Below are 21,318 nucleotides of genomic sequence, written 5' to 3'. Positions count from 1 at the left end.
CGATGATATCAGCGGTCCGGTGGCGGCCGGACCCGGCACGCTACGCTTCGCCCCATGACGGATGCAGCGCCGGACCGGATCGTCGGGGCCGCGCTCCTCTCGATCGGGACGGAGCTGACGGTCGGTGAGACGCGTGACACCAACGCCGGCGAGCTCGCCCGCGACCTCACCACCGAAGGCGTGCGCGTGATCCGCATCACGGCCCTGCCGGACGAGCTCAGCGCGGTGACGGAGGCGTTCGCGGACGGCCTCGTCCGGGCGGATCTCGTGGTCTCCACCGGCGGCCTCGGTCCCACCCCGGACGACCTTACCCGGGAATCGATCGCCGCGGTCTTCGCCGAGCGGCCCGCGCTGGATCCGTCGCTCGAGCGCTGGCTCCGCAACCTCTGGGAACGACGGAGCCTGCCCTTCGCCGAGATCAACCTCAAGCAGGCCTGGCTCATCCCGTCGGCGACGCCGATCCCGAACGACAACGGGACGGCCCCGGGCTGGTGGGTGGAACGCCCCGACGGACGAATCGTCGTCGCTCTCCCGGGGCCGCCGCGCGAGATGCGGCCGATGTGGCGCGACTGGGTGCTGCCGCGGCTGCGGGATCGCGGACTCGGCCTCGACACCGCGCGTCTCACCTACCGCCTCACGGGCATCGGCGAGTCCGCCGCCGCCGACCTGCTCGGGGAGGATCTGCTCCGCTCACCGAATCCGATCGTGGCGACGTACGCCCGGGCGGACGCGGTGGACGTCCGGATCAGCGCGACGGCAGAGCTCGACCGTTCGGCGGCGGACCTCGTGGGATCGGCGGCCGAACGGGTCCGCGCGGCGATCGGACCGTACATCTGGGCAACGGGCTCCGACACCTGGGGTGAGGCGGTCGGCGAGGCGCTGACCGCCCGCGGCTGGACGCTCGCCATGTGGGAGTGCGGGACGGGCGGCTCGCTCGTCGGTCTTCTCGGCGACCTGCCCGGCCTCGTGACCGCGACGGTCGTGGGCCCGGGATCCGCGGATGCCAGCCAAGACCCGAGGATCGCGGCCGAGCGGCTCCGGGCGGAGTGCGGGGCGACCGTCGTGCTTGCCGTTCGGGCCGCGGAGCGACGCGCCGACACGGTCGTGAGCGTCGCCCTGGCGACGGCGCGCGGGATCCATCACGAGCGGCGAGTCGCGTTCCTCGGCGGCCCTCTCGGCAGGTCGCGAGCGGCCCTCACCGCCGTCGCGATCCTCCACGAGCGCCTGCGCGAGGTCAGTGGCGGGCCATCCGGGCGAGCCCGTCGCGGTCGAGGATGACGATCGCGTCGCGATCGAGCCGCAGCAGCTGATCGTCGACGAAGATGCCGAGGAGCTTGTTCACCGTCTGTCGGGTCGCCCCGATCATCGATCCGAGATCGCCCTGCGTGAGCGGCGCGTCGAGGCGGATGGTGCCATCGGGGTTCGTGGTGCCGTCGGTCGCCGCGAGCCGGATGAGGCGGGCCGCGAGCCGGCCGGTGATGTCGAGGAAGTGCAGGTCCTGGACGTGCATCGTGATCTGGCGAAGCTCCCTCGCGAGGGTGGCGAACAGGGCATCGCGAAGGGCGGCCTCGGTCGCGAGGAGCTCGCGGAACCGCTGCCGCGACAGGACCACCGTCTCCGTCGGCCCCAGGGCCGTCGCCGTCGCCGAGCGGGGCGCACCGTCGAGCAGGGCGAGCTCGCCGAAGAACTCGCCCGGTCTTGCCGTGGCGATGATCGCCTCACCTCCCTCGTCGGACGGGAGGCTGATCTTCACCGCACCCCGCGCCACGACGAACAGGGCGTCGCCCGGGTCGCCCTGATGGAAGAGGACCTCGCCGCGCCGGAACCGCCGGACCCGAACCTCCGCCGCGAGGCTCGCGAGTTCGGCCGGACCGAGCCCGGCGAAGAGGACGCACTTCGACAGAGCGGCGGCGACCTCCGGAGCAACCATCCCGCCATCGTAGCCAGCCGGGCCCCTCGCCGTCCGCCGATACCGCCGGTCCCGCGACGTCCGACCCGACCGGGCACACTGTCGGCCCGCCGACAGGCGAGCCGTCAACCTGCCGATTCCACGCGCCGCCTGCAACGATGGACGATGCGCGGGTGATGCGCCTTACCGTGGTCGGCTCGGGACCGGCCGCCCCTCAGCCGGACACGCCCGCGTCCGGGCTCCTCGTCGAGAGCGGGCTTACGGCCGTGCTGTTCGATTGCGGGACCGGCGTGGTCGGTCGGCTGCGAGCGCTCGTGGACCCCGGACGCCTCGACGGCGTCGTCATCGGCCACCTGCACGCGGACCATTTCATGGATCTCGCGCCGCTCAGGTACCTCTACCCGTGGCCCGGGACAGCCACCGGCCGGCCGGCGATCTGGCTGCCGCCAGGCGGGCGCGCCCGGCTCACCGTCTTCGCGACGGTCATGAGCGAACGGGCGACCTTCTTCGAGGATGCGTTCGACGTGCATGAGTACGAGGACGAGGTGCCGTTCCAGCTCGGCTCGCTCGTCGTCCGCCCGACGCCGCTCCAGCACTACGTCGCCGCGCGAGCGATGCGGATCGAGGGCCTCGGCGCGAGTCTGGTCTACGGCGGCGACAGCGGGCCGACGGAGCACCTCGTGACCCTCGCCCGCGGGGCCGACCTCCTCATCGCCGAGGCGACGCTCGCGTCGGCGAGCGAGGACGAGCCCTGTCGGGGCCATTCGACCGGCGTCGAGGCCGTCGAGATGGCTCGCCGGGCGGGTGTCCGGCGCCTGCTCCTCACGCACTATCCATCGGCCCATCGCGACGATCTGCGGGCGCTCGCCGATCGGACGACGGATGTCGCGGTCGAGATCGCCCGGCCGGGTCTCCGGCTCGCGGTCGCTCCTCAGGCCGGTCCCGAGGCCGCGCCGGCTGCGGCGGCGGCCGCGACCAACCCGGCGACCCGCTCACGGATCCCCCTGGCGAGGCCGCTCAGGAGATCGTGAGGACCGGCTGCTGGGCGCCCATCGCCCGCACGCTCATCCGCGCGGCCACCGTCCGGGCCAGGGCCTCGAGTGCGAGCGCGGCCGGCCCGGGCTCGCGCTGGGCGACGACCGGGATCCCGGCGTCGCCGCCCTGGCGGATCGTGACGTCGAGGGGGATGCCGCCGAGGTACTCGATACCGTGGGCCGCCGCGAAGCGTTCCCCGCCTCCCCGGCCGAAGATCTCGGTCGCCTCGCCGCAGTGGGGGCAGATGAAGGCGCTCATGTTCTCCACGATCCCGATCACCGGGACATTCATCCGCTTGAGCATCGCGAGCGCCTTCTCGACATCGAGCAGGGCGACGTCCTGCGGCGTCGTCACGAGGAGGGTTCCGCCGATCGGGATCGCCTGGGCGAGCGTCAGCTGCGCATCCGACGTCCCCGGCGGCTGGTCGATGACGAGGTAGTCGAGATCGCCCCAATCGACGTCGCGGAGGAACTGCTGGATCGCGCCGCCGACGAGCGGACCGCGCCACACGATCGGCTGGCCCTCCGGGACGAAGAACTGGATGGAGATCGCCTTGACGCCGTGCCGCACGAGCGGCGCGATCTTGCCCTCCGGCGTGGCGGTCGGCTGTCCGCTGAGCCCGAGCATGATCGGGACGTTCGGTCCGGTGATGTCCGCATCGAGCAGGCCGACGCTCGCACCGGCGCGGGCGAGGGCCACGGCCAGGTTGACCGCGATCGTGCTCTTGCCGACGCCGCCCTTCCCGGAGGCCACGGCGATGACGTTCTTCACGCCGGGCACGAGCTGCTCCGGGCGGACCGGCACCGCCCGCCGGACCATCGCACCCCAGGTGATCTCGACGGCGTCCGCCCCGATCGCACGCAGGGCGACGTTCGCCGTCCGCTCGATCTCGTCCTTGAGCGGGCAGGCCGGCGTCGTCAGTTCGAGGGTGAACGCGACTCGGGAACCGTCGATGGCGATCTGTTTCACCATCCCGAGGGTGACGATGTCGCGGCCGAGCTCCGGCTCCTGGACGGTGCGGAGCGCGTCGTAGATCGCGCCTTCGGTCAATGGGATCATCGCGGGCCACGTCCTCGGGTCGTTGCGGGGTCGGTCGGTGGGGATTTCGGTGGTCCGACCGTTCGATATCCTACCGCCGGGCGGCCGTGGTCGCCTCCGGCGAGGGCAGCGCGGCGGCGGCGCATCCCGCCATCCATCCGCGGCGATCGGCGCCGACCCGGCAGCACCAGCGCCCTAGCCACCGCGATACGACGCGATTCGCACGAAACAGCAACGTTCACCGCGAAGGTCGAACCGTTAACGCCGCCTTGACATCGGACTCCGTGAGGTCCTATCCTCCGGCCACCGGCGGGCCTCACGGCCGTCCGGTTCGATCGACGTGGTCCTCCGTGCCGGCGGCCGACGCGCGACCTCGAGACCGCCCCACCGCTCCGAGCTGGAGAAGCATCCGCCCCGTGCCCACAGTCGATGTTCGGCTCGTCGAGGTGGTCAAACGGTTCGGCGACGTCGCCGCCGTCGACCGGATCAACCTCGAGGTCCAGCACGGCGAGTTCTTCTCGCTGCTCGGACCGTCCGGTTGCGGCAAGACGACCACCCTCCGGATGATCGGCGGCTTCGAGCAGCCCACCTCGGGACTCATCGAGCTCCAGGGCCAGGACGTGACGTGGCTGGCGCCGTACCGCCGCAACGTCAACACCGTCTTCCAGAACTACGCCCTGTTTCCCCACCTGACGATCTTCGAGAACGTCGCCTTCGGGCTCCGCCGGCGCGGGATCAAGGGCGACGAGATCAGGCGCCGGGTGACGGACATGCTCGCCCTCGTCGAGCTGCCCGGGTACGAGAAGCGCAAGCCGCATCAGATCTCCGGCGGTCAGGCCCAGCGTGTGGCGCTCGCCCGAGCCCTCATCAACCGCCCGGCGGTCCTCCTCCTCGACGAGCCGCTCGGAGCGCTCGACCTCAAGCTTCGCAAGCAGATGCAGGTCGAACTCAAGCGGATCCAGCAGGAGGTCGGGATCACGTTCATCTACGTGACCCACGACCAGGAGGAGGCGATGACGATGTCGGATCGGATCGCCGTCATGAATCACGGCCGCTACGAGCAGCTCGGCGACCCGGAGAGCCTCTACGAGCGACCGACGACGCGGTTCGTCGCCGGATTCCTCGGGGTGAGCAATCTCCTGCCGGGAACCGTCACCGGTACCGCGGACGGCTACGCCGTCGTCCGCCTCGGTGACGATGCGAGCGTCCGGGTGCCGGGGGCGCTGCTGAACGGAGCGACCGCGGTGGAGGTCGGGGTGAGGCCGGAGAAGATCCGCCTGCTCGCGCTCACGGAGGCCGGCCCGGCCGGAACGAACGCCCTCGTCGGCGTTGTCCGAGATGCGTCGTACATGGGCGTGAGCACGCAATACATCGTCGAGACCAGATCGGGCCAACGGATCGCCGTCTACGAACAGAACGTGGAGCGGACGAACCACGGCTCGCTCCACCGGCCGGGCGATGAGGTCCGCCTCGCCTGGTCGGCGGATCATTCATTCGTCGTCCACGACCCGTCGCCCCACGCGGACGACGACGTCTGAGCGCGTTCCCACTGCCGGGAGATCACCCGGGATCACGATCGGAGGAGCACATGTTCGACGATACCGGCATCGACCGCCGGGCCATCAGCCGGCGCCGCTTCCTGCAGGGCGGCGCGGTCGCCGGGTTCGGCGCCTTCCTCGCCGCATGCAGCGGATCGAGCGCCGCGACGAGCGCCCCGCCAGCGGCGTCGACCGCGGCGTCGATCGCGATCCCGACACCACCCCCGATCACCCCGGGCCCGACGGTGGCCCCGACCCCGAAGGTCGTCACCGGTCCGCTCCACTGGGCCCAGTGGCCGGCGTACATCGACCTCGCCGGCAAGGCCGCGACCGCCGGCAAGTATTCGCCCGGGTCGTCGCCGACCCTCGAGGAGTTCAAGAAGAAGTACAGCGTGGACGTGAACTACGAGGAGAAGATCGACGCGAACGACAGCTTCTTCGCGACGATCCAGCCGCAGCTCGTCGCCGGTGCTCCCACCGGCTGGGACATGATCACGATCACGGACTGGCTCGCGGCGAAGATCATCAGCAAGGGCTGGGCGGAGAAGATCGACCAGACGAACGTGCCGAACTGCGTCGCCAACCTTCGCGATCCACTGCGCAACCAGGTCTGGGATCCGGGTAACGACTATCACTACCCGTGGCAATCCGGGATGACCGGCATCGGCTACGACAAAACGTCGCTCACGAAGAACAACATGCCGTTCCCTAAGTCGCTCGCCGACCTGTGGGCGCTGCCGGCCAACAAGGTCACCTTCCTCAACGAGAAGCGGGACACGTTCGGACTCGGCCTGCTCAAGCTCGGCAAGAGCGCCGATCCGGCGACGACGACCGACGCCGACCTGCAGGCCGTCCACGACGACATCAAGCCGCTCGTGGGCAAGGGCCTCCGCTTCACCGGCAACTCGTACCTGCAGGACTTCGCGGCGAAGACGACGTGGGCCGCGATGACCTGGTCCGGGGACCTCGCCTCGTCGGGCTCCGCCGACCAGGTCTGGGTGGCGCCGACCGAAGGCTCGATGGTCTGGTCGGACAACATGGTCATCCCGAAGGGCGCGACGAACATCTACACGGCGGAGCTCATGATGAACTTCGTCTACGACCCGAAGATCGCGGCCCAGATCGCGGACTTCGTCTTCTACGTCTCGCCGGTCAAGGGCGCGGCCGCGGAGATCGCGAAGATCGATCCACCCGCGGCGAAGAACCCCCTGCTCTTCCCGCCAGCGGCCGTCGTCGCCGGGCAGCACAACTGGCAGTTCCTCAGCGATGAGCTCGAGGCGAAGCTGAACCAGCTCTACTCGGACCTCTCCGGCACGTAGGTCGACAGCGGCGAACACGGCAGCCGACGAGCGCGATGACGACCGCCGCCGCCCCACGACGAGCCCCGGGACCCGGGCTGCGACAGCGTCTTGGACGGGCCACCCCGTTCATCCTCCTCGCGCCCGGGATCCTCTGGCTGGTCTTCTTCTTCATCCTCCCGTCGGTCCAGATGTTCCTCACCTCGGTGTCGAGCGGATCGCTCAGCGACGGCTACCGGGTGACGTTCTCCGCGCAGGCCTACGACACGGCGCTCACGCAGTTCAGCCGGCAGTTCGGCAATTCGATCATCTTCGGCGGCACGGCGACGATCCTCACGTTCCTCATCGGCTTCCCGATGGCGTACACGATCGCGTTCCGCGGCGGCCGCTACAAGAACATCCTCCTCTTCCTCGTCATCGCCCCGTTCTTCACGAGCTTCCTCATCCGGACGATCAGCTGGAAGATCCTGCTCGGCGACGCGGGGCCGGTGCTCGGTCCACTCAAGGATCTCCACCTCATCCCGGAGAGCGTAAGCCTCCTCTACACGCCGATCGCCGTCGTTGCGGGGATCACCTACAACTTCCTGCCGTTCATGGTGCTGCCGCTGTACGTCGCCCTCGAGAAGATCGACCCGAAGCTCATCGAGGCGGCGAACGATCTGTATGCGAGCGGCTGGGGCGCATTCCGCAAGGTGACCCTGCCCCTCGCCCTGCCGGGCGTGTTCGCCGGCTCCATGCTCACGTTCATCCCGGCGATCGGTGACTGGGTGAACGCCGAACTGCTCGGCGGCACGGACACCAAGATGATCGGCAACGTCATCCAGGACCGCTTCGTGGGGCAGGGCGATTACCCAACCGCCGCCGCCCTGTCGTTCATCCTCATGGCGGCCATCCTCGTCGCGGTGGCGGTCTACGCCAGGTTCCTGGGCACAGAGCAGCTGACCGGCTGACGACGATGACGACGACGACTCTCGATCGGACCGCCGCCCGGACGGGCGTCCCTTCGCGCTGGCTCCGGACCGCCCGCCGCTGGGCCCTGCCCGCCTTCACCGCGCTCGTCGTGGTGTACCTGCTCATCCCGATCGCGGTCATGATCGTCTTCAGCTTCAACGACTACCAGGGCAAGTTCAACTACGTCTGGAGCGGCTTCACCCTCAACGGGTGGCTTCATCCGCTCGACTGGCAGGGGCTGCCGGACGCGCTCCGGACGAGCCTCTTCATCGCCGTCACGTCCACCATCGTGGCGACGATCCTCGGCACGCTCATCGGGCTCGCCCTCGTCCGCTACCAGTTCCGCGGCCGCGGCTTCATCAACGGCCTCATCTTCCTGCCGATGGCGACGCCGGAGATCGTCATGGGGGCGAGTCTCCTCACGATGTTCGTCGCCTCGGCGACGCAGGAACCGCTCAAGGGGATCGTGCCGAAGGGGCTCCTCTTCCCCCTCGGCATCCAGACGATCCTCATCGCCCACGTCATGTTCAACATCAGCTACGTCGTCGTCACCGTGAAGGCCCGGCTCATCGGCTTCGACCGCCGGCTCGAGGAGGCGGCGATGGACCTCGGGGCGAATGAGTGGTCGACGTTCTGGAAGGTGACCTTCCCGCTCATCCTGCCCGGGATCGTCGCGGCCGGGCTCCTCGCGTTCAGCCTCTCGATCGACGATTTCATCATCACGAGTCTCGTCTCGGGGCCGACGACGAACACGTTCCCGATCTGGGTCTATTCGATCCAGCGCAACGCCCTGCCCGTCCAGATCAACGTCATCGGATCGATCATCTTCCTGTCCGCGGTCGGATTCGTCGCGATCTCGAACATCGTCCAGGCGCGCCGGCGCTGACCCGGCGAGGAGACCCGCAGTGATCGACAGCGCACCCCCCGCCGTCGCGTCCGCGTCCCTGCCGGACCGGTCGGTCGTCCCGCCGGTCTGGAGTCGGATCGCGAACATCGTCGTCGACCACGGCGAGGGCTCATGGCTCGTGAGCGTGGACGGGGAACGCTACCTCGACTACAGCTCCGGCATCGGGGTGACGAACACCGGACATGCGCACCCGCGGGTCGCCGCGGCGGTCGCCGCCCAGGCGCAGAAACTGCTCCACGGGCAGCAGAACATCGTCTACCACGAGCCCGGGCTGCGGCTCCACGAACGCCTCCGTCACGTCCTGCCGGGCGACGGCTGGGGCGCCTTCCTCTCGAACAGCGGGGCGGAGGCCGTGGAGGCGGCGGTCAAGCTCGCCCGGATCGCGACCGGTCGCCCGGTCATCATCGGGTTCCGGGGCGGATATCACGGTCGGACGGCCCAGACGATGGCACTGACGACCGCCAAGGACGTCTACCGCGGTCACTTCGAGCCGCTGCCCGGATCCGTCTACCACACTGCCTATCCGTACTGCTACCGAGCGCCCGGGCAGGCCCACGCGCCCGCGGATTGCACCTGCGACTGGGAGGCACAGCTCGACCTGACGTTCCATCAGCTCATCTATCCGGAGCACGTCGCCGCGATCATTGTCGAGCCGGTGCTCGGCGAGGGCGGCTACATCGTGCCCCCGCCGGGTTTCCTGCCCCGCCTGCGGGAGATCACCCGCGATCACGGGATCCTCCTCATCGCGGACGAGGTCCAGACCGGATTCGGACGGACCGGGAAGATGTTCGCCGTGGAGCACTGGGGGGTCGAGCCGGACATCCTCACGATGGCGAAGGGCATCGCCTCCGGCCTTCCCCTCTCCGGGATCCTCGCCCGCCGGACGCTCCTCGAGGCTTGGCCACCGGGCACCCACGGCGGGACATACGGGGGCAACGTCGTCTCGTGCGCTGCCGCGAACGCGACGCTCGACGTCATCCGTGACGAGGGGCTCGTGGAGAACGCCGCGGCGCGTGGCGTCCAGTTCCTCGCCGGCCTCCGCTCGCTCGCAGGTCGCCACCTCGCGATCGGGGACGTCCGCGGTCTCGGCCTCATGGTCGCCCTCGAGTTCGTCAGGCCCGGCGTCGGGGACGGTCGCACGCCCGACCCCGACCTGACGAAGCGCGTCATCGCGGAGGCTCTCTCGAGGCGCCTCATCGTCCTCTCCGCGGGCACCTACGCGAACGTCGTCCGGATCATCCCGCCGCTCGTGACGACGGCCGCCGAGGTGGACCTCGCCCTGTCGATCCTCGACGAGAGTCTCGCCGCCGCCGGCGCCTGAAGCGACGAGCTCGACGCCATCCGGTCCGACCGCCGGTCGGACGGCCGATCAGCCTCGGAGGCGCGCGAGCAGACCGTCGTGGAGGATGCCGTTCGAGGCGACCATCTCGAGGCCGTCGATGCGGCGCCCGCCCGCCAGGTCCGTGACCCGCCCGCCGGCTTCCTCGATGAGCACGAGCGGGGCCGCGAGGTCCCAGGTCTTCACGTCCACCTCCACCATGCCCTCGGCCGCACCCTCGGCGATGAGCGCGTAGCCCCAGAAATCGCCGAAGCCTCGCTCGCGCCAGACCTCGCCGAGGAGAGATCGAAAGCCGGGCGCGCGACCCGACGCCTCGATGTCGTGGCCCGAGCCGTAGAGGAGCTGTGCGTCCGCGAGGCGAGCGACCCGCGAGACCGCGATGCGCCGCGGTCCGGTCGTCCCGGCCGCCCCCACGGCCCACGCCCCGCCGCCGCGCGACGCGTACCACCGCTCTCGAAGGGCCGGTGCGGAGAGGACGCCGGCCTGGAGCTCACCGTCCACCTCGATCGCGAGGAGCGTCCCGAACAGGGGCACCCCGCGGATGAAGTTGTGGGTCCCGTCGATCGGGTCGATGTACCAGCGGATCCGCCCCGCGCCCGACTCCTCGCCGTATTCCTCGCCGACAAGCCCATGATCGGGATACGCGGTCCGGACCCGGTCGCGGATGACCCGCTCGATCTCCTGGTCCGCCGCGGTCACGAAGGTTCGGTCCGGTTTCGTCATCACCTCGAGGTCACGGCGGAAGTGGCGGAGGGCGATCGCATCGGCTTCGTCGCAGGCGGCCTGGGCGAACGCCAGCCAGCCGGCCAGCTCGGCGGCCGTGGCGCGCGCCCGGCTCGCGCTCCAGGCCGGGCCGAACGGCTCGCCGCTCACGATCTGATCCGCTCGCCGGCCGGGTCGTAGAGCGGTTCATGCGCGACCTCGAAGCCGACCCACTCGCCGAAGACCTCCACCTCGCCACGCGTGCCGATCGGCGCCCGGTCCGCGGGCAGGTACGCGTAAGCGATGGACCGCTCGACCGCGAAGCCGTAGCCGCCGGAGGTCACCCGGCCGACGATCCGGCCCTCGACGCGGACGGGCTCGTTGCCGAGGGCGACCGAGCGCGGATCGTCGAGGACGAGGCAGCGGAGCCGCTTCCGCGGGCCGGCCGACCGCGCCGCTCGGAGCGCATCGCACCCGATGAACCCGCCGGGCTTGTCGAGCGCGACGGCGAATCCGAGGCCGGCCTCGAACGGCGTCTCGTCTGGCGTGATGTCGCTCGACCAGACGCGGTAGCCCTTCTCGAGCCGGAGTGCGTCGATCGCCCGGTAGCCGGCGGCGACGAGACCGTGCTCCCGACCGGCGGCCCAGACCGTGTCCCACAGCGCGGCCGCATATTCGGTCGGCGGATAGAGCTCCCAGCCGAGCTCACCGACGTAGGTCACGCGGAGGGCGAGGAGGGGCACGTTGCCGACGACGATCGGGCGAGCGGTGAGATACGGGAACGCCTCGTTCGCGAGGTCGTCCGTCGTGAGCGGCGCGAGGATGTCGCGAGCACGCGGACCCCACAGGCCGAAGCAGGCGCGCGACGAGGTCACGTCCGCGATGAGGACCGAGCCGTCGGCCGGGGCCTGCTTCCGGATCCAGCCGAGATCGTGGTTGCCGAAGGCGGTGCCGGTGACGATGAGGTGGCGCCCCGGCGCGAGGCGGGTGACGGTGAAGTCGCATTCGATGCCCCCGCGCGCGTTGCACATCTGGGTGTAGGTGATCGAGCCCACGGGTCGGTCGACGTCGTTGGCGCAGAGCCGCTGGAGGAACGCGGTGGCGCCGGACCCCGCCACCTCGACCTTCGCGAAGCTCGATTCGTCGAACAGGGCGGCGGCGCCTCGGGTCGCGAGCGCCTCGGCGCCGATCGCCGGGCTCCAGTGCATGCCGGCCCAGCCGCGCGGTCGGAGTCCCTCGTCGCCGGCCGCCGCGTTCGCCTCGAACCAGTTCGGGCGCTCCCAGCCGGACTTCTCGCCGAACGTCGCACCGAGCGCCTCGAGTCGCGGATAGGCCGGCGAGATCCGCAGCGGACGGCCGGCCTGGCGCTCCTCGTTCGGGTAGTGGATGTCGTAGTACGTGCGATAGACCTCCACCGTCCGCGCGAGCGTGTACGAGCGCGACCGGTACTGGGCGCCGAATCGCCGGATGTCCATCTTCCAGAGGTCGAGCTCCGGCTCGCCATCGACGATCCAGCTCGCGACCTGGCGGCCGATCCCGCCGGCGCCGGCGATCCCGTGGGCGCAGAACCCGGCGGCGACGAAGAAGCCGCGGACCTCGCTCTCACCGAGGATGAACTCGTTGTCCGGCGTGAAGCCCTCGGGTCCGTTGATGACCCGGCTCACGCCCGCATCGGCGATCGACGGGACGCGCCGGACGGCGCCGTCCATGATCTCCTCGAAGCGCGGCATGTCCGGAGCGAGGAGCTTCCCGTTGAAGTCGGCCGGGACTCCGTCGAGCGACCAGGGCGCCGGATGGCGCTCGTAGCCGCCCATGCACAGCCCGCCGACCTCCTCCCGGAAATACACGAGGTTGTCCGGGTCGCGGAGCTGGGGCAGCCCAGGATGGACGCCGGCCATGGGGCCGGTGAAGAGATACTGGTGGGCCATCGGCACGATCGGGATATCGACGCCCGCCAGGCGCCCGATCTCCGGGGCGAACATCCCGCCGGCGTTGACGACGACGTCCGCGGCGATCGTCGAGCGCACCTCGCCGTGCTGCACTTCGACGCCCGTGACCCGGCCGCGATCCGTGTTGATGGCGATCACCCGGGTATTCGTCCGGATCGCCGCGCCGCGAGCCCGAGCGCCCGCCGCGAGGGCGAGGGCGAGCCCCGACGGGTCGAGCCAGCCGTCCGTCGGGAGGTACAGGGCGCCGAGGACGCCGTCCGTCGACATGAGCGGGAAGCGATCCCGGGCCTCCCGGGCCGAGATGAGCTCGATGGGCAACCCGAACGTCTTCGCCCAGCCGGCCTGGCGCTGGAGCTCCTCATGGCGGGCAGGGCTCGAGGCGAGACGGAGCGATCCGACCTCGTGCCAGGATGGGTCCGTCCCGGTCTCCGCCGCGAGACGGCGGTACAGCTCGACGCTGTACATCATCATCGTCGTGAGGGTGACGCTCGAGCGGAGCTGCCCGACGAGGCCAGCCGAATGGAACGTGCTCCCCGAGGTGAGGTCCGCCCGCTCGACGAGGACGATGTCCGTCCAGCCGCGCTCGGCGAGATGGTAGGCGATCGACGTCCCGCCGACGCCGCCCCCGATGATCACCGCCCGGGCGTGCTCCACCATCCGCTCGCGCTCCCACATGCCGTCTCGCCGGTTGACTCCGTCAGCCTAGCGGGTGGCAGCGTGTCGCGCGGAGGTCCATCGCACCATGAGACGCGGACTCGACGCGTGGCCGCTCCGCGGCGCGGCGGCGGCCGGCGTCGCGGTCGCCTCCGCTCCTGCTAGCCTCACCCCCGATGGCGACGATCGAGCAGGTCATCGCGGCGATCCCGGCGTGGCGGGACCGAGCCGTCGCGGTGGAACCCGTGGATGGCGGCCTGACGAACCGGAACTACATCGTGGAGGTCGAGGGCGAGCGGGCGTTCGTCCGCATCGCCGGCGCGGGCACGGAGCTCCTCGCCGTGGACCGGGCGAACGAGCTGTTCAACACGCGAGCCGCCGCGTCCGTGGACGTCGGGCCACGGGTGCTCCACGAGCTGCCGGATCTGACGGCCTTCGTCCTCGAATACCTTCCCGGGCGGACGATGTCGAAGGACGCGTTCCGGGAGGAGGCCATGCCGGACCGCGTCGCAGGGACGCTCCGCCGCCTCCACGCCGGACCCCGCTTCCAGCGGGACTTCGACATGTTCCGACTCACGGAACGGTATCTCCGGGTCTGCGACGAGCGCTCGATCCGCATCCCGGACGGCTACCGTGATCGGCTTCCACTCATCCCGAGGATGGAGGCCGCGCTCGCTCTCCGACCGCTGCCCACGGTCCCCTGTCACAACGACCTCCTCGCCGAGAACTACCTCGCCGACGGGTCCCGGCTGTGGATCGTCGACTACGAGTACAGCGGCAACAACGACCCGTGCTTTGAACTCGGCAACACCTGCCAGGAGCTCGGCTGGGAGGACGACAGGATCGCCCGACTCTGTGGCGCGTATTTCGGCCGGGTGACCCCCGCGCTCATCGCCCGGATGCGCCTCCAGATGATCATGAGCGACGTCGGCTGGTCACTGTGGGCGGCGATCCAGGCCCGCATGAGCTCGATCGACTACGACTTCTGGGGCTGGGCGGTGGAGCGCTGGGAACGCGCGGCTGGGGCCCTCAGCGCCCCCGACTTCGAGCGCTGGCTCTCCGAGGTCGCGGTCGCCGATCGATGAGGCCGCCGCGGTCGGCGGCACCGCACCGACGGTCGACGGGCGGCCGACGACTCAACCGCGCATCCGCGAGCCGGCCGGGTCGACGAGCGCATCCGCGGCGACAACGCCGGGCGCTCGAGCGTCGAAGACGTCGACCGTGAGATCCGTCCCCTCGACGACCTCCGGGCCGAGATACACGGTGCCCACCGTCCGCCCCACCGTGAACCCCGGCGCCACACTCCGCAGCCGACCCGCCACCGCGCCCTCGATCCGGACCGCCTCGCCGCCGTACAGCGGCAGGAACGCATCGTCGTCCCCGATGACGATCGTCCGGAGTCGCTGCCGAAGACCGCGACGGCGACTCGCCTCGAGTGCCGCCCGGCCGAGGAACGGACCGCGCTCCGGTCCGATGGTCACCCGGAGTCCGGCTTCGTCCGGCGTCTCGGCCGCCGTGAGATCCGTCCCGTAGTACCGGTATCCCTTCTCGAGTCGGAGCGATTCGAGCGCCCGGTAGCCGAACTGCTGCATGCCCCACGGCTCACCCGCCGCGACGAGCCGATCCCACACCTGGGTCGCCCAGCCGCGATCCGTGTACAGCTCCCAGCCAAGCTCCCCGACGTAGCTCAGGCGGGCCGCAAGGACCGGCGCCGGTCCGATCGTGACGTCGTGCGCCCGACGGAGCGGCAGCTCGGCGTCGTCCGCTCCCTTCGCGCCGGCGGCCTCGAGGACATCCCGCGCCCGCGGACCCCACAGGCCGAGACAGGCGATCTCGTCCGAGACGTCGCGGATCGAGACCGGCGCGTCGTCGACCGCCAGGTTGAGGCGGAGCCAGCCGACGTCACCGGCGACCGCGCCGGCACCGGTGACGACGCGGAAGCGATCGATGTCGAGCCGCGTGATCGTCACGTCGGCGAGCATGCCGGCGCGCTCGTCGAGGAACGGGCTGTAGACGACCGACCCGATCGGTCGGTCGACGTCGTTCGCCGCGACCCGCCGGAGGAGCGGCAACGCCCCGGGACCCGCGAGGTCGATCTTCCCGAATGAGGAGAGATCGATGAGGCCGACACGTTCGCGGACCGCCCGGCACTCCACGGCGAGCCGTTCCATGTACGGTGGCCGGCCCCAGCCCCAGGCGCGCTGATCGGGCCCGGCCCGGCGCCAGGCTCGTCCCGGAGCGTGGTGATCGGCGCGCTCGACGCCGGCCTTCGCGGTGAAGACCGCCCCGCTGTCCTGCAGCCGTGCATGCAGCGCGGAGGTCCGCCGCGGTCGGCCCGCGCTGTCCGCGTCGCCCGGGTAGCGAAGGCGGTAGTAGTACGAGTAGGCCTCACGGGCGAGCGCCGCCGCGTACGTCGGGTCGTGGTACGTCTCGCTGAACCGCCACGCACGGTAGGCGACGACGTCGATCCCCGGATCGCCGGTCGCGATCCAGCCGGCCATCGCCCGTCCGATCCCGCCGGCACCCCCGAATCCGTTGAGCGACAGACCCGCGGCGACCCAGAAGCCGCGCACGCCGGGCAGCGGCCCGAGCAGGGGGTTCGCGTCGGGCGTCATCGCGTCCGGGTGACAGACGAGCCGGCCGATCTCGGCCTCGCCGAGGAACGGAAAGCGCCGGGCGGCGCCGGCGAGGAGGGGCGCGAATCGCTCGTAGTCCGGAGGCATGCCCGTCGCGGCGTGGTCCCACGGGACGCCATCGATCCAGCGGGCCGGCGGCTCGGCCTCGTAGCCGCCGACGAGCATCCCGCCCGCCTCGCTCCGCCCGTACACGAGCCGATCCGGATCCCGGAAGCACGGCATGTCGCGCGGCAGCTCGGATCCGGCGACGACCCGGAGGGCCGCGTGCTGATGGTCGACCGGTGTCGACGGGATCCACGTCCCGACCATCGCGCAGACCTGCGGCGCCCACATGCCCGCGGCGTTGACGACGATCTCCGCGTCGATCGGCCCATCCGTCGTGTGGACGCGGTGGACGGCTCCGCGCGTCGTGAGCTCGATGCCCGTCACCCGGACAGCGGTCCGGATGCGGGCTCCCGACCCTCGTGCCGCCGCCGCGACCGCATGCGTCGCGGTGTGCGGATCGAGATGACCGTCCCCTGGCAACCAGACGGATCCGTACAGCTCGTCGGGCGCTGCCGCCGGCAGCCGCTGGCGGGTTTCGGCCGGCGAGAGCAGCTCCGCCTCGAGGCCCATCGCCGTGGTCCGGCTCAACGTCCGCTGCAACTCCCTGAGCTGATCCTCGCTCGAGGCGATCCGGACGCTCCCGACCGCATCGAAGGCGCCGAGCGAGCGGTACAGCTCGATGCTGTAGCGGCGGAAGGCGAGCATCGTGGACGACGGATTGAACATCGTGACGAGCCCCATCGCCTGGCACGTGGAACCCGCCGTGAGCTGCGCTTTCTCGAGGAGGAGGACGTCCCGTTCGCCGGCGAGGGCGAGATGGTAGGCGACGCTGACGCCCGTGATCCCGCCACCGATGACGACGATCCGGGCCTGGTCCGCCATCCCTTCGCGCTCCCTCATGCCGGCTGCCGTGTGGGTCTCGTCAGCCTAGCGGGTGGCAGCGTGTCGCGCGGACGTCAGTCGCCCGCGGCCTCCCGCAGGGCCCGCTCGAAGGCCGGCGTCGTCGCGTTCGTCAGCAGCCGGTCGAAGTGCTCCGCAGCGTACGCGACGAAGTCCACGTCGAGGGTGCTGATCCCCTGCTGGAGCACCCCCCACATCGCCTCCCGGAAGTCGGAGACGATCCGCATGAGCGTCAGCCGGGCGAGGCGATCCGGGCGGCCCGGACCCAGGTCGTAGGCCTCCAGGAGGATCGCGTTCTCATCCCGCGTCAGGTCGTGGTTGACGCTGAAGTTGCCGAGGTCGAAGAACGGGTCGCCCATCCCCGCGTACTCCCAGTCGACGATCCGGATCCGCGTCCCGTCATCGATGAAGTTCCCGTTGAGCAGGTCGTTGTGGCACGGCCGCAGCTCGATCGGGTTCGTCAGCAGGGCGAGCTCGATCCGCCGGCCGATCGCTCGGGCGAGCTCATACCCGAACGGGATCGTCACGCCGCGCGCCGCCGCGAGTGCCCGGTAGGCCTCGACGATCCGGAGCGGGATGAAGAGGCCAGGAATCGCCGGCCCGTCGTGGATGCGGCGGATCGAGTCGGCCACGCGCCGGATGGTCGCCGGCTGGTGGACCGCCTCGTCGGACACCGGGGAGCCCGCGATGAACCTCGTGATGAGATACCCGTACGAGCGGAGGAAGGCGACGACCTCCGGCCCGACACCCACCCCCGCCGCGGCGACGGTCGCGGCGTGCTCCACCTCACGGCTGATGCCGAGGAGATGGGTGTCGTTGCCGGCCAGCCGGACGACGTACCGCTCGCCCTCTCCGGCGAGCTCGATGAGGAAGTTCCGATTCGTGATCCCCCCGGACAGCGCGGTCAGCGTGAGCCGCCGCCCGGCGATCTCCGGGACCGCCTGCAGGGCGGCCACGATCTCGGCGTTCCCTCCATCCCGCACGGACGTCGCGCCCGATCTCCCGTTCATCCCCGCGCCTCCGGCGACGGCGACGGCGGCGGCGCGACGATCGTTCGCCGCGCCGCCCGCGCGCCGCTGAAGCGTCGAGTATCTACCCGATCGCCGTCTCGCCGGTCGCCGTGTCCGCCTCGACATCCACCTTGCGACCCTGACCAGTCGCGAAGTAGTAGATCGCGCCCACGATGACGATGAGCGCGATCGTGAACTCGAAGAGCGGGATCCCCGGCAGGCCGCCCTGGACAGTCCCGCCGAATGACAGGGTGCTGAGGAGCGGGTTCGTCTGGTCACGCAGGTTGATGACCGCGGCGGCAGTCGAACCGGAGGCCGGGATGGTCCATGTCTGCGTGCCCAGCGACCCGAAGAGGTCCGTCTGCCAGAGCGAGAAGTTGAGGAGCATCACCCCGCCCCAGACGAGGGCGAGGACGTTGAGGATGGTCCCCCACGATCCGAGCTTGAACCACGCGCCCTTGTGCGGCCAGCCGCGTCGCCGGGCGATGAGGACGCCGAAGTTGCAGAGGAAGTAGCTGAGGTAGATCAGACCCGTTGCGCCGATCGCCAGGAGGCCCGGGCTGTCGCTCACAAGGAACGGGATGGCGGCGAGCACGCCGACCGCGACGGCCGCGTTCGCCGGCGTCTTGAATCGTGGGTTGACGTGGCCCCAGATCCCGCCCAGCGGGAGCCGCCGGTCACGACCCATCGAGAACATCAGCCGAGTCGTCGCGCCCTGGATCGCCATCGTGCAGACGAACACCGCGGCGAGGATGACGAGGAGATAGACCTTCCCGAAGTCGCCCATGTTCGCGTTGATCGTGTCGCCGATCGGGAGACCGAACGCCTGGGCGCTCGAGATCTCCGCGCCGACGTCCTTGAACGACAGGATGATGGCGAGGAGGAAGACCGCTCCGATGACCCCCGAGAGGATGATCGCGGTGAGGATGCCGCGTGGCGCCTGACGTCCTGCATCCAGCGTCTCCTCACCGAAGGTCCCCGCCGTGTCGAAGCCGTAGATGACGAACAACGACATGAACATGGCGACGAGGTAGGCGCCCGGGAAGCTTCCTCCCGGCTGATTCTCGACACCCGCCGTCTGCGTCAGGACCGAGAGCGGCTGGTGATTGAAGAACACGAGGAGGATCAGCGCGAACACGAGCATCCCGAGGATCTCGGCCCCGACGCCGATGTTGTTGATGATCGACAACAGCTTGATGCCGAAGGCATTGATGAGCGTCGTGATGACCAGCACGACGACGGCCCAGAAGACGAGGTTGTTGACGATGCCGATCGGCGACTTGTCGGTAAGGTTGAAGCCCCAGATCGTCGACATGACGAGCGGGACGGTGATCGCGACGGCGGTCGTCGTGAGAACGCCCGCCCAGAAGTAGATCCAGCCTGTGAAGAAGCCGAGCGTCTTGTTGGAGAGCCGCTTCGACCACTGGTAGATGGAACCAGCGACCGGGAAGTGGCTCGCGAGTTCGGCGAAATTCAGGGCGACGAAGAGCTGGCCCACGACCACGATCGGCCACGACCAGAAGAAGGACGGTCCACCCGCCGCAAGGCCGAGCCCGATGAGGGTGAACGTCCCCGTCGAGACACTGATGTAACTGAAGGCGACGGCGAAGTTCGACAGGAAGCCGAGGCTCCGCTGGAGCTCCGGCTTGATGCCGAGCGAGCGCAGGTGGGCGTCGTCCCGCGCTGCCTGGTCGCCGCTGTTCGAGATACCCGCCACGACTCTCCTCCTCTACCACCGCGCCGGGATGGGGTCGTCGGCGCGAGCTGACCTCTGGGGAAGGCGCGAGGACGCGAGGGACCGCTCGGCGCTCCCTCGGAGCCGGGCTTGGCGGCGAGTATGGGGATTCGGCAGCACGGCCGTCAACGAGATTCCGCGCCGTGCGCCTCCCCGGGCTCCGTCGCGCGTTCCGAACTGGCGAGCAGGGACCGTCCCTCGCCGGCCGGCGGCGATCAACCGGCCGGAGCGACCTCACGGAGGGCGTCCGGCAGGGGTCGATGGACCTCCAGCGGCTCGATGTAACGATCGACGATGGTCCGGCTTCCGTCCACGCCGAGCTCCCGGAACAGGAAGTCGATCTTCGCGTGCTGGGCGGCGAGGATCTCGTCCTTCGTCCCGAGGTCCCACAGCCGGCGCTTGAACGGCCCGATCGTCTTCTTCCGGGACGAGTAGACGAACTGCTGTTCGGTCTGGCCGGGCTTCCGTTCGTCTGCCGCGTTGGCGAAGCACCAGGCGTCGAGCTCGGCGCGGAGCTCGGCCGGGAAGGCGGGGTGGTCGTAGAGGAGGTTCTGGAACCCGGTCGCGAGGTGGATCTCCGCCGTCTCGACCTCACGGAATCGGTGGAACAGCTCGTCCGGCAGGGTGCTCGCCCCGTGCTGGACCGTGCCGGCGAGTCCGTACTCCCGCCGGGCGATCGCACCGAGCCGCTCGTGGACCGAGAAATCCACGGCCACCGTCCCCACCGTCCCGTCCGGGAGCACGCGGCCGCCGTGGCTGGTCCCCGTCTGGACGCTCACCTTGCTGATGCCGATCGCGTCTGGCGACCGCGCGTCGAGATCCACGCGGTAGCCGTCAAGGAACGCCCGGAGCTCGGCCTCCGTCGAGTTCTCCTTGCCGACCTCGCCGATCTCCCCACCGACACTGATCGTCACGCCGTCCGCCTCGAGGGTCCGGATGAGTGCGGTGAGCTCGGCCGCGCGTTCGTAGTTCGCCCGCTGCTCCTCGTCCGCGTTCGGCTTCGAGAGGTCCACAAGGGTGGAGCTGTCGATGTCGATGTTCCGGTATCCGGCGCCGATCGCGAGGCGACAGGCTCGCCGGATCTCGTCCGTCATCGCCTCCGGGTCCGCGGCGTACTTCTTCGCGTTGAACTGGTAGTGGTCGCCCTGCAGGAAGACGGGTCCCCGCCAGCCGGCCGCGATCGCCCCGGCGAGGACGCTCGCGGTGTAATCGGCGGGGCGCTGGAACGTGTATGTCTGCTCGCTCCGGGCGAGCTCGAGGATGACGGCACCGACGGCACCCGCCGCGGCGGCTTCGTAGACGATGCGGGCCATGTCGAACGTCTGGGCCCGGATGTTGATCGCGGGCACGGTGAACCCCGCGACCTCGCCGCGAGCCCGGGCTCGATAGAGCACCTCGATGCTCGCCGAGCGCGCCCCGAGGACCTGCGCCGCCTCCCAGATGAACCAGCGCGCGGACTCCACCGTGGCCTCGTCCGTCGCGAACGCGGCGGTCCAGGCGAGATCCCTGATCGTCCGCTGCCGGAATCCGGCCTCGTCGTCGACGGTGAGACGCTCGCCGGAGAGATGGGCAGTGGCGGCCAACCCGGCGAGCAGCTCGGTGGTGGTCGCGGCGACGTTCGGCATGGGCGCAGGTCTCCTCGGACGCGGGGCGCCTATGGTACCGGCCGATC

16 protein-coding genes are annotated in these 21,318 nt (G+C 70.3%); 8 read left to right on the top strand and 8 right to left on the bottom strand.

The genetic code is table 11. The features are described 5' to 3' along the window. Window positions 1–54: 54 nt before the first annotated feature. On the top strand, window positions 55–1,278 hold the full coding sequence (locus IVW53_00885) for a competence/damage-inducible protein A (GenBank protein ID MBF6604125.1): 1,224 nt from the start codon (window positions 55–57) through the stop codon (window positions 1,276–1,278). Here IVW53_00885 and IVW53_00880 read toward each other — a convergent pair. Then, on the bottom strand, window positions 1,235–1,930 hold the full coding sequence (locus IVW53_00880) for a Crp/Fnr family transcriptional regulator (protein MBF6604124.1): 696 nt from the start codon (window positions 1,928–1,930) through the stop codon (window positions 1,235–1,237). The genes IVW53_00885 and IVW53_00880 overlap by 44 nt on opposite strands. 155 nt (window positions 1,931–2,085) lie before the next feature. Here IVW53_00880 and IVW53_00875 point away from each other — a divergent pair, with 155 nt between their 5' ends. Continuing rightward, window positions 2,086–2,940, top strand: a complete 855-nt coding sequence (locus IVW53_00875; protein ID MBF6604123.1) for an MBL fold metallo-hydrolase — start codon at window positions 2,086–2,088, stop codon at window positions 2,938–2,940. On the opposite strand, the gene IVW53_00870 is transcribed toward IVW53_00875, so the two are convergent. Continuing rightward, complete coding sequence (locus tag IVW53_00870) at window positions 2,927–4,003, bottom strand: Mrp/NBP35 family ATP-binding protein (protein MBF6604122.1); 1,077 nt, start codon at window positions 4,001–4,003, stop codon at window positions 2,927–2,929. The two genes, IVW53_00875 and IVW53_00870, sit on opposite strands and share 14 nt — an antisense overlap. Between IVW53_00870 and IVW53_00865 the strand changes: the two genes are divergently transcribed. The 5 genes from IVW53_00865 to IVW53_00845 are packed head-to-tail and all read left to right on the top strand — an operon-like array spanning window position 3,994 to window position 9,997. Next, entirely contained in the window at window positions 3,994–5,520 is a 1,527-nt protein-coding gene (locus IVW53_00865; GenBank protein ID MBF6604121.1) for an ABC transporter ATP-binding protein, read from the top strand. The two genes, IVW53_00870 and IVW53_00865, sit on opposite strands and share 10 nt — an antisense overlap. Before the next feature lie 50 nt (window positions 5,521–5,570). Beyond that, on the top strand, window positions 5,571–6,839 hold the full coding sequence (locus tag IVW53_00860; GenBank protein MBF6604120.1) for an ABC transporter substrate-binding protein: 1,269 nt from the start codon (window positions 5,571–5,573) through the stop codon (window positions 6,837–6,839). Between the two features lie 35 nt (window positions 6,840–6,874). Continuing rightward, window positions 6,875–7,768 carry an ABC transporter permease gene (locus IVW53_00855; protein ID MBF6604119.1) on the top strand — a complete coding sequence of 298 codons (894 nt, stop codon included), beginning with the start codon at window positions 6,875–6,877 and terminating at the stop codon, window positions 7,766–7,768. A gap of 5 nt (window positions 7,769–7,773) precedes the next feature. Further along, window positions 7,774–8,655 carry an ABC transporter permease gene (locus tag IVW53_00850; protein MBF6604118.1) on the top strand — a complete coding sequence of 294 codons (882 nt, stop codon included), beginning with the start codon at window positions 7,774–7,776 and terminating at the stop codon, window positions 8,653–8,655. A gap of 58 nt (window positions 8,656–8,713) precedes the next feature. Beyond that, window positions 8,714–9,997, top strand: coding sequence for an aspartate aminotransferase family protein (locus IVW53_00845; protein MBF6604117.1), 1,284 nt, complete (start codon window positions 8,714–8,716; stop codon window positions 9,995–9,997). 48 nt (window positions 9,998–10,045) lie between these two features. Here IVW53_00845 and IVW53_00840 read toward each other — a convergent pair whose 3' ends face one another. Continuing rightward, window positions 10,046–10,813, bottom strand: coding sequence for a histidinol-phosphatase (locus IVW53_00840; protein MBF6604116.1), 768 nt, complete (start codon window positions 10,811–10,813; stop codon window positions 10,046–10,048). A 71-nt stretch (window positions 10,814–10,884) separates the two neighbouring features. Then, window positions 10,885–13,323, bottom strand: a complete 2,439-nt coding sequence (locus IVW53_00835) for a GcvT family protein (protein MBF6604115.1) — start codon at window positions 13,321–13,323, stop codon at window positions 10,885–10,887. Window positions 13,324–13,496: 173 nt separating this feature from the next. On the opposite strand from IVW53_00835, the gene IVW53_00830 reads away from it, so the two are divergent. Then, window positions 13,497–14,405 (top strand): phosphotransferase family protein, encoded by a 909-nt coding sequence (locus IVW53_00830; GenBank protein ID MBF6604114.1) that lies wholly within the window; start codon window positions 13,497–13,499, stop codon window positions 14,403–14,405. A gap of 51 nt (window positions 14,406–14,456) precedes the next feature. Here IVW53_00830 and IVW53_00825 read toward each other — a convergent pair whose 3' ends face one another. The 4 genes from IVW53_00825 to IVW53_00810 form a co-directional block, all read right to left on the bottom strand. After that, window positions 14,457–16,883 carry an FAD-dependent oxidoreductase gene (locus tag IVW53_00825; GenBank protein ID MBF6604113.1) on the bottom strand — a complete coding sequence of 809 codons (2,427 nt, stop codon included), beginning with the start codon at window positions 16,881–16,883 and terminating at the stop codon, window positions 14,457–14,459. Between the two features lie 74 nt (window positions 16,884–16,957). Then, window positions 16,958–17,911 (bottom strand): phosphotransferase, encoded by a 954-nt coding sequence (locus tag IVW53_00820; protein MBF6604112.1) that lies wholly within the window; start codon window positions 17,909–17,911, stop codon window positions 16,958–16,960. Window positions 17,912–17,993: 82 nt separating this feature from the next. After that, window positions 17,994–19,628: an amino acid permease gene (locus tag IVW53_00815; GenBank protein ID MBF6604111.1), complete on the bottom strand. Its 1,635-nt coding sequence runs from the start codon at window positions 19,626–19,628 to the stop codon at window positions 17,994–17,996. Window positions 19,629–19,861: 233 nt separating this feature from the next. Continuing rightward, the gene (locus tag IVW53_00810; protein MBF6604110.1) at window positions 19,862–21,271 is read right to left on the bottom strand and encodes a class II fructose-bisphosphate aldolase; all 1,410 of its coding nucleotides are present in this window, start codon (window positions 21,269–21,271) and stop codon (window positions 19,862–19,864) included. Between the last annotated feature and the right edge of the window lie 47 nt (window positions 21,272–21,318).

Source organism: Chloroflexota bacterium (assembly GCA_015478725.1).
Taxonomy (GTDB): domain Bacteria; phylum Chloroflexota; class Limnocylindria; order Limnocylindrales; family CSP1-4; genus C-114.
The sequence above is the reverse complement of the archived record's forward strand: the minus strand, read 5'-3'. Positions and strand labels throughout refer to the sequence as shown.

Bases quoted from the DNA above. Each gene is read 5' to 3' on its own strand.
- IVW53_00825 (MBF6604113.1), bottom strand. From the start codon at position 16,883: ATGGCGGACCAGGCCCGGATCGTCGTCATCGGTGGCGGGATCACGGGC.
- IVW53_00820 (MBF6604112.1), bottom strand. From the start codon at position 17,911: ATGAACGGGAGATCGGGCGCGACGTCCGTGCGGGATGGAGGGAACGCC.
- IVW53_00885 (MBF6604125.1), top strand. From the start codon at position 55: ATGACGGATGCAGCGCCGGACCGGATCGTCGGGGCCGCGCTCCTCTCG.
- IVW53_00850 (MBF6604118.1), top strand. From the start codon at position 7,774: ATGACGACGACGACTCTCGATCGGACCGCCGCCCGGACGGGCGTCCCT.
- IVW53_00830 (MBF6604114.1), top strand. From the start codon at position 13,497: ATGGCGACGATCGAGCAGGTCATCGCGGCGATCCCGGCGTGGCGGGAC.
- IVW53_00855 (MBF6604119.1), top strand. From the start codon at position 6,875: ATGACGACCGCCGCCGCCCCACGACGAGCCCCGGGACCCGGGCTGCGA.
- IVW53_00875 (MBF6604123.1), top strand. From the start codon at position 2,086: ATGCGCCTTACCGTGGTCGGCTCGGGACCGGCCGCCCCTCAGCCGGAC.
- IVW53_00865 (MBF6604121.1), top strand. From the start codon at position 3,994: ATGGGATCATCGCGGGCCACGTCCTCGGGTCGTTGCGGGGTCGGTCGG.
- IVW53_00860 (MBF6604120.1), top strand. From the start codon at position 5,571: ATGTTCGACGATACCGGCATCGACCGCCGGGCCATCAGCCGGCGCCGC.
- IVW53_00835 (MBF6604115.1), bottom strand. From the start codon at position 13,323: ATGGTGGAGCACGCCCGGGCGGTGATCATCGGGGGCGGCGTCGGCGGG.
- IVW53_00870 (MBF6604122.1), bottom strand. From the start codon at position 4,003: ATGATCCCATTGACCGAAGGCGCGATCTACGACGCGCTCCGCACCGTC.
- IVW53_00810 (MBF6604110.1), bottom strand. From the start codon at position 21,271: ATGCCGAACGTCGCCGCGACCACCACCGAGCTGCTCGCCGGGTTGGCC.
- IVW53_00880 (MBF6604124.1), bottom strand. From the start codon at position 1,930: ATGGTTGCTCCGGAGGTCGCCGCCGCTCTGTCGAAGTGCGTCCTCTTC.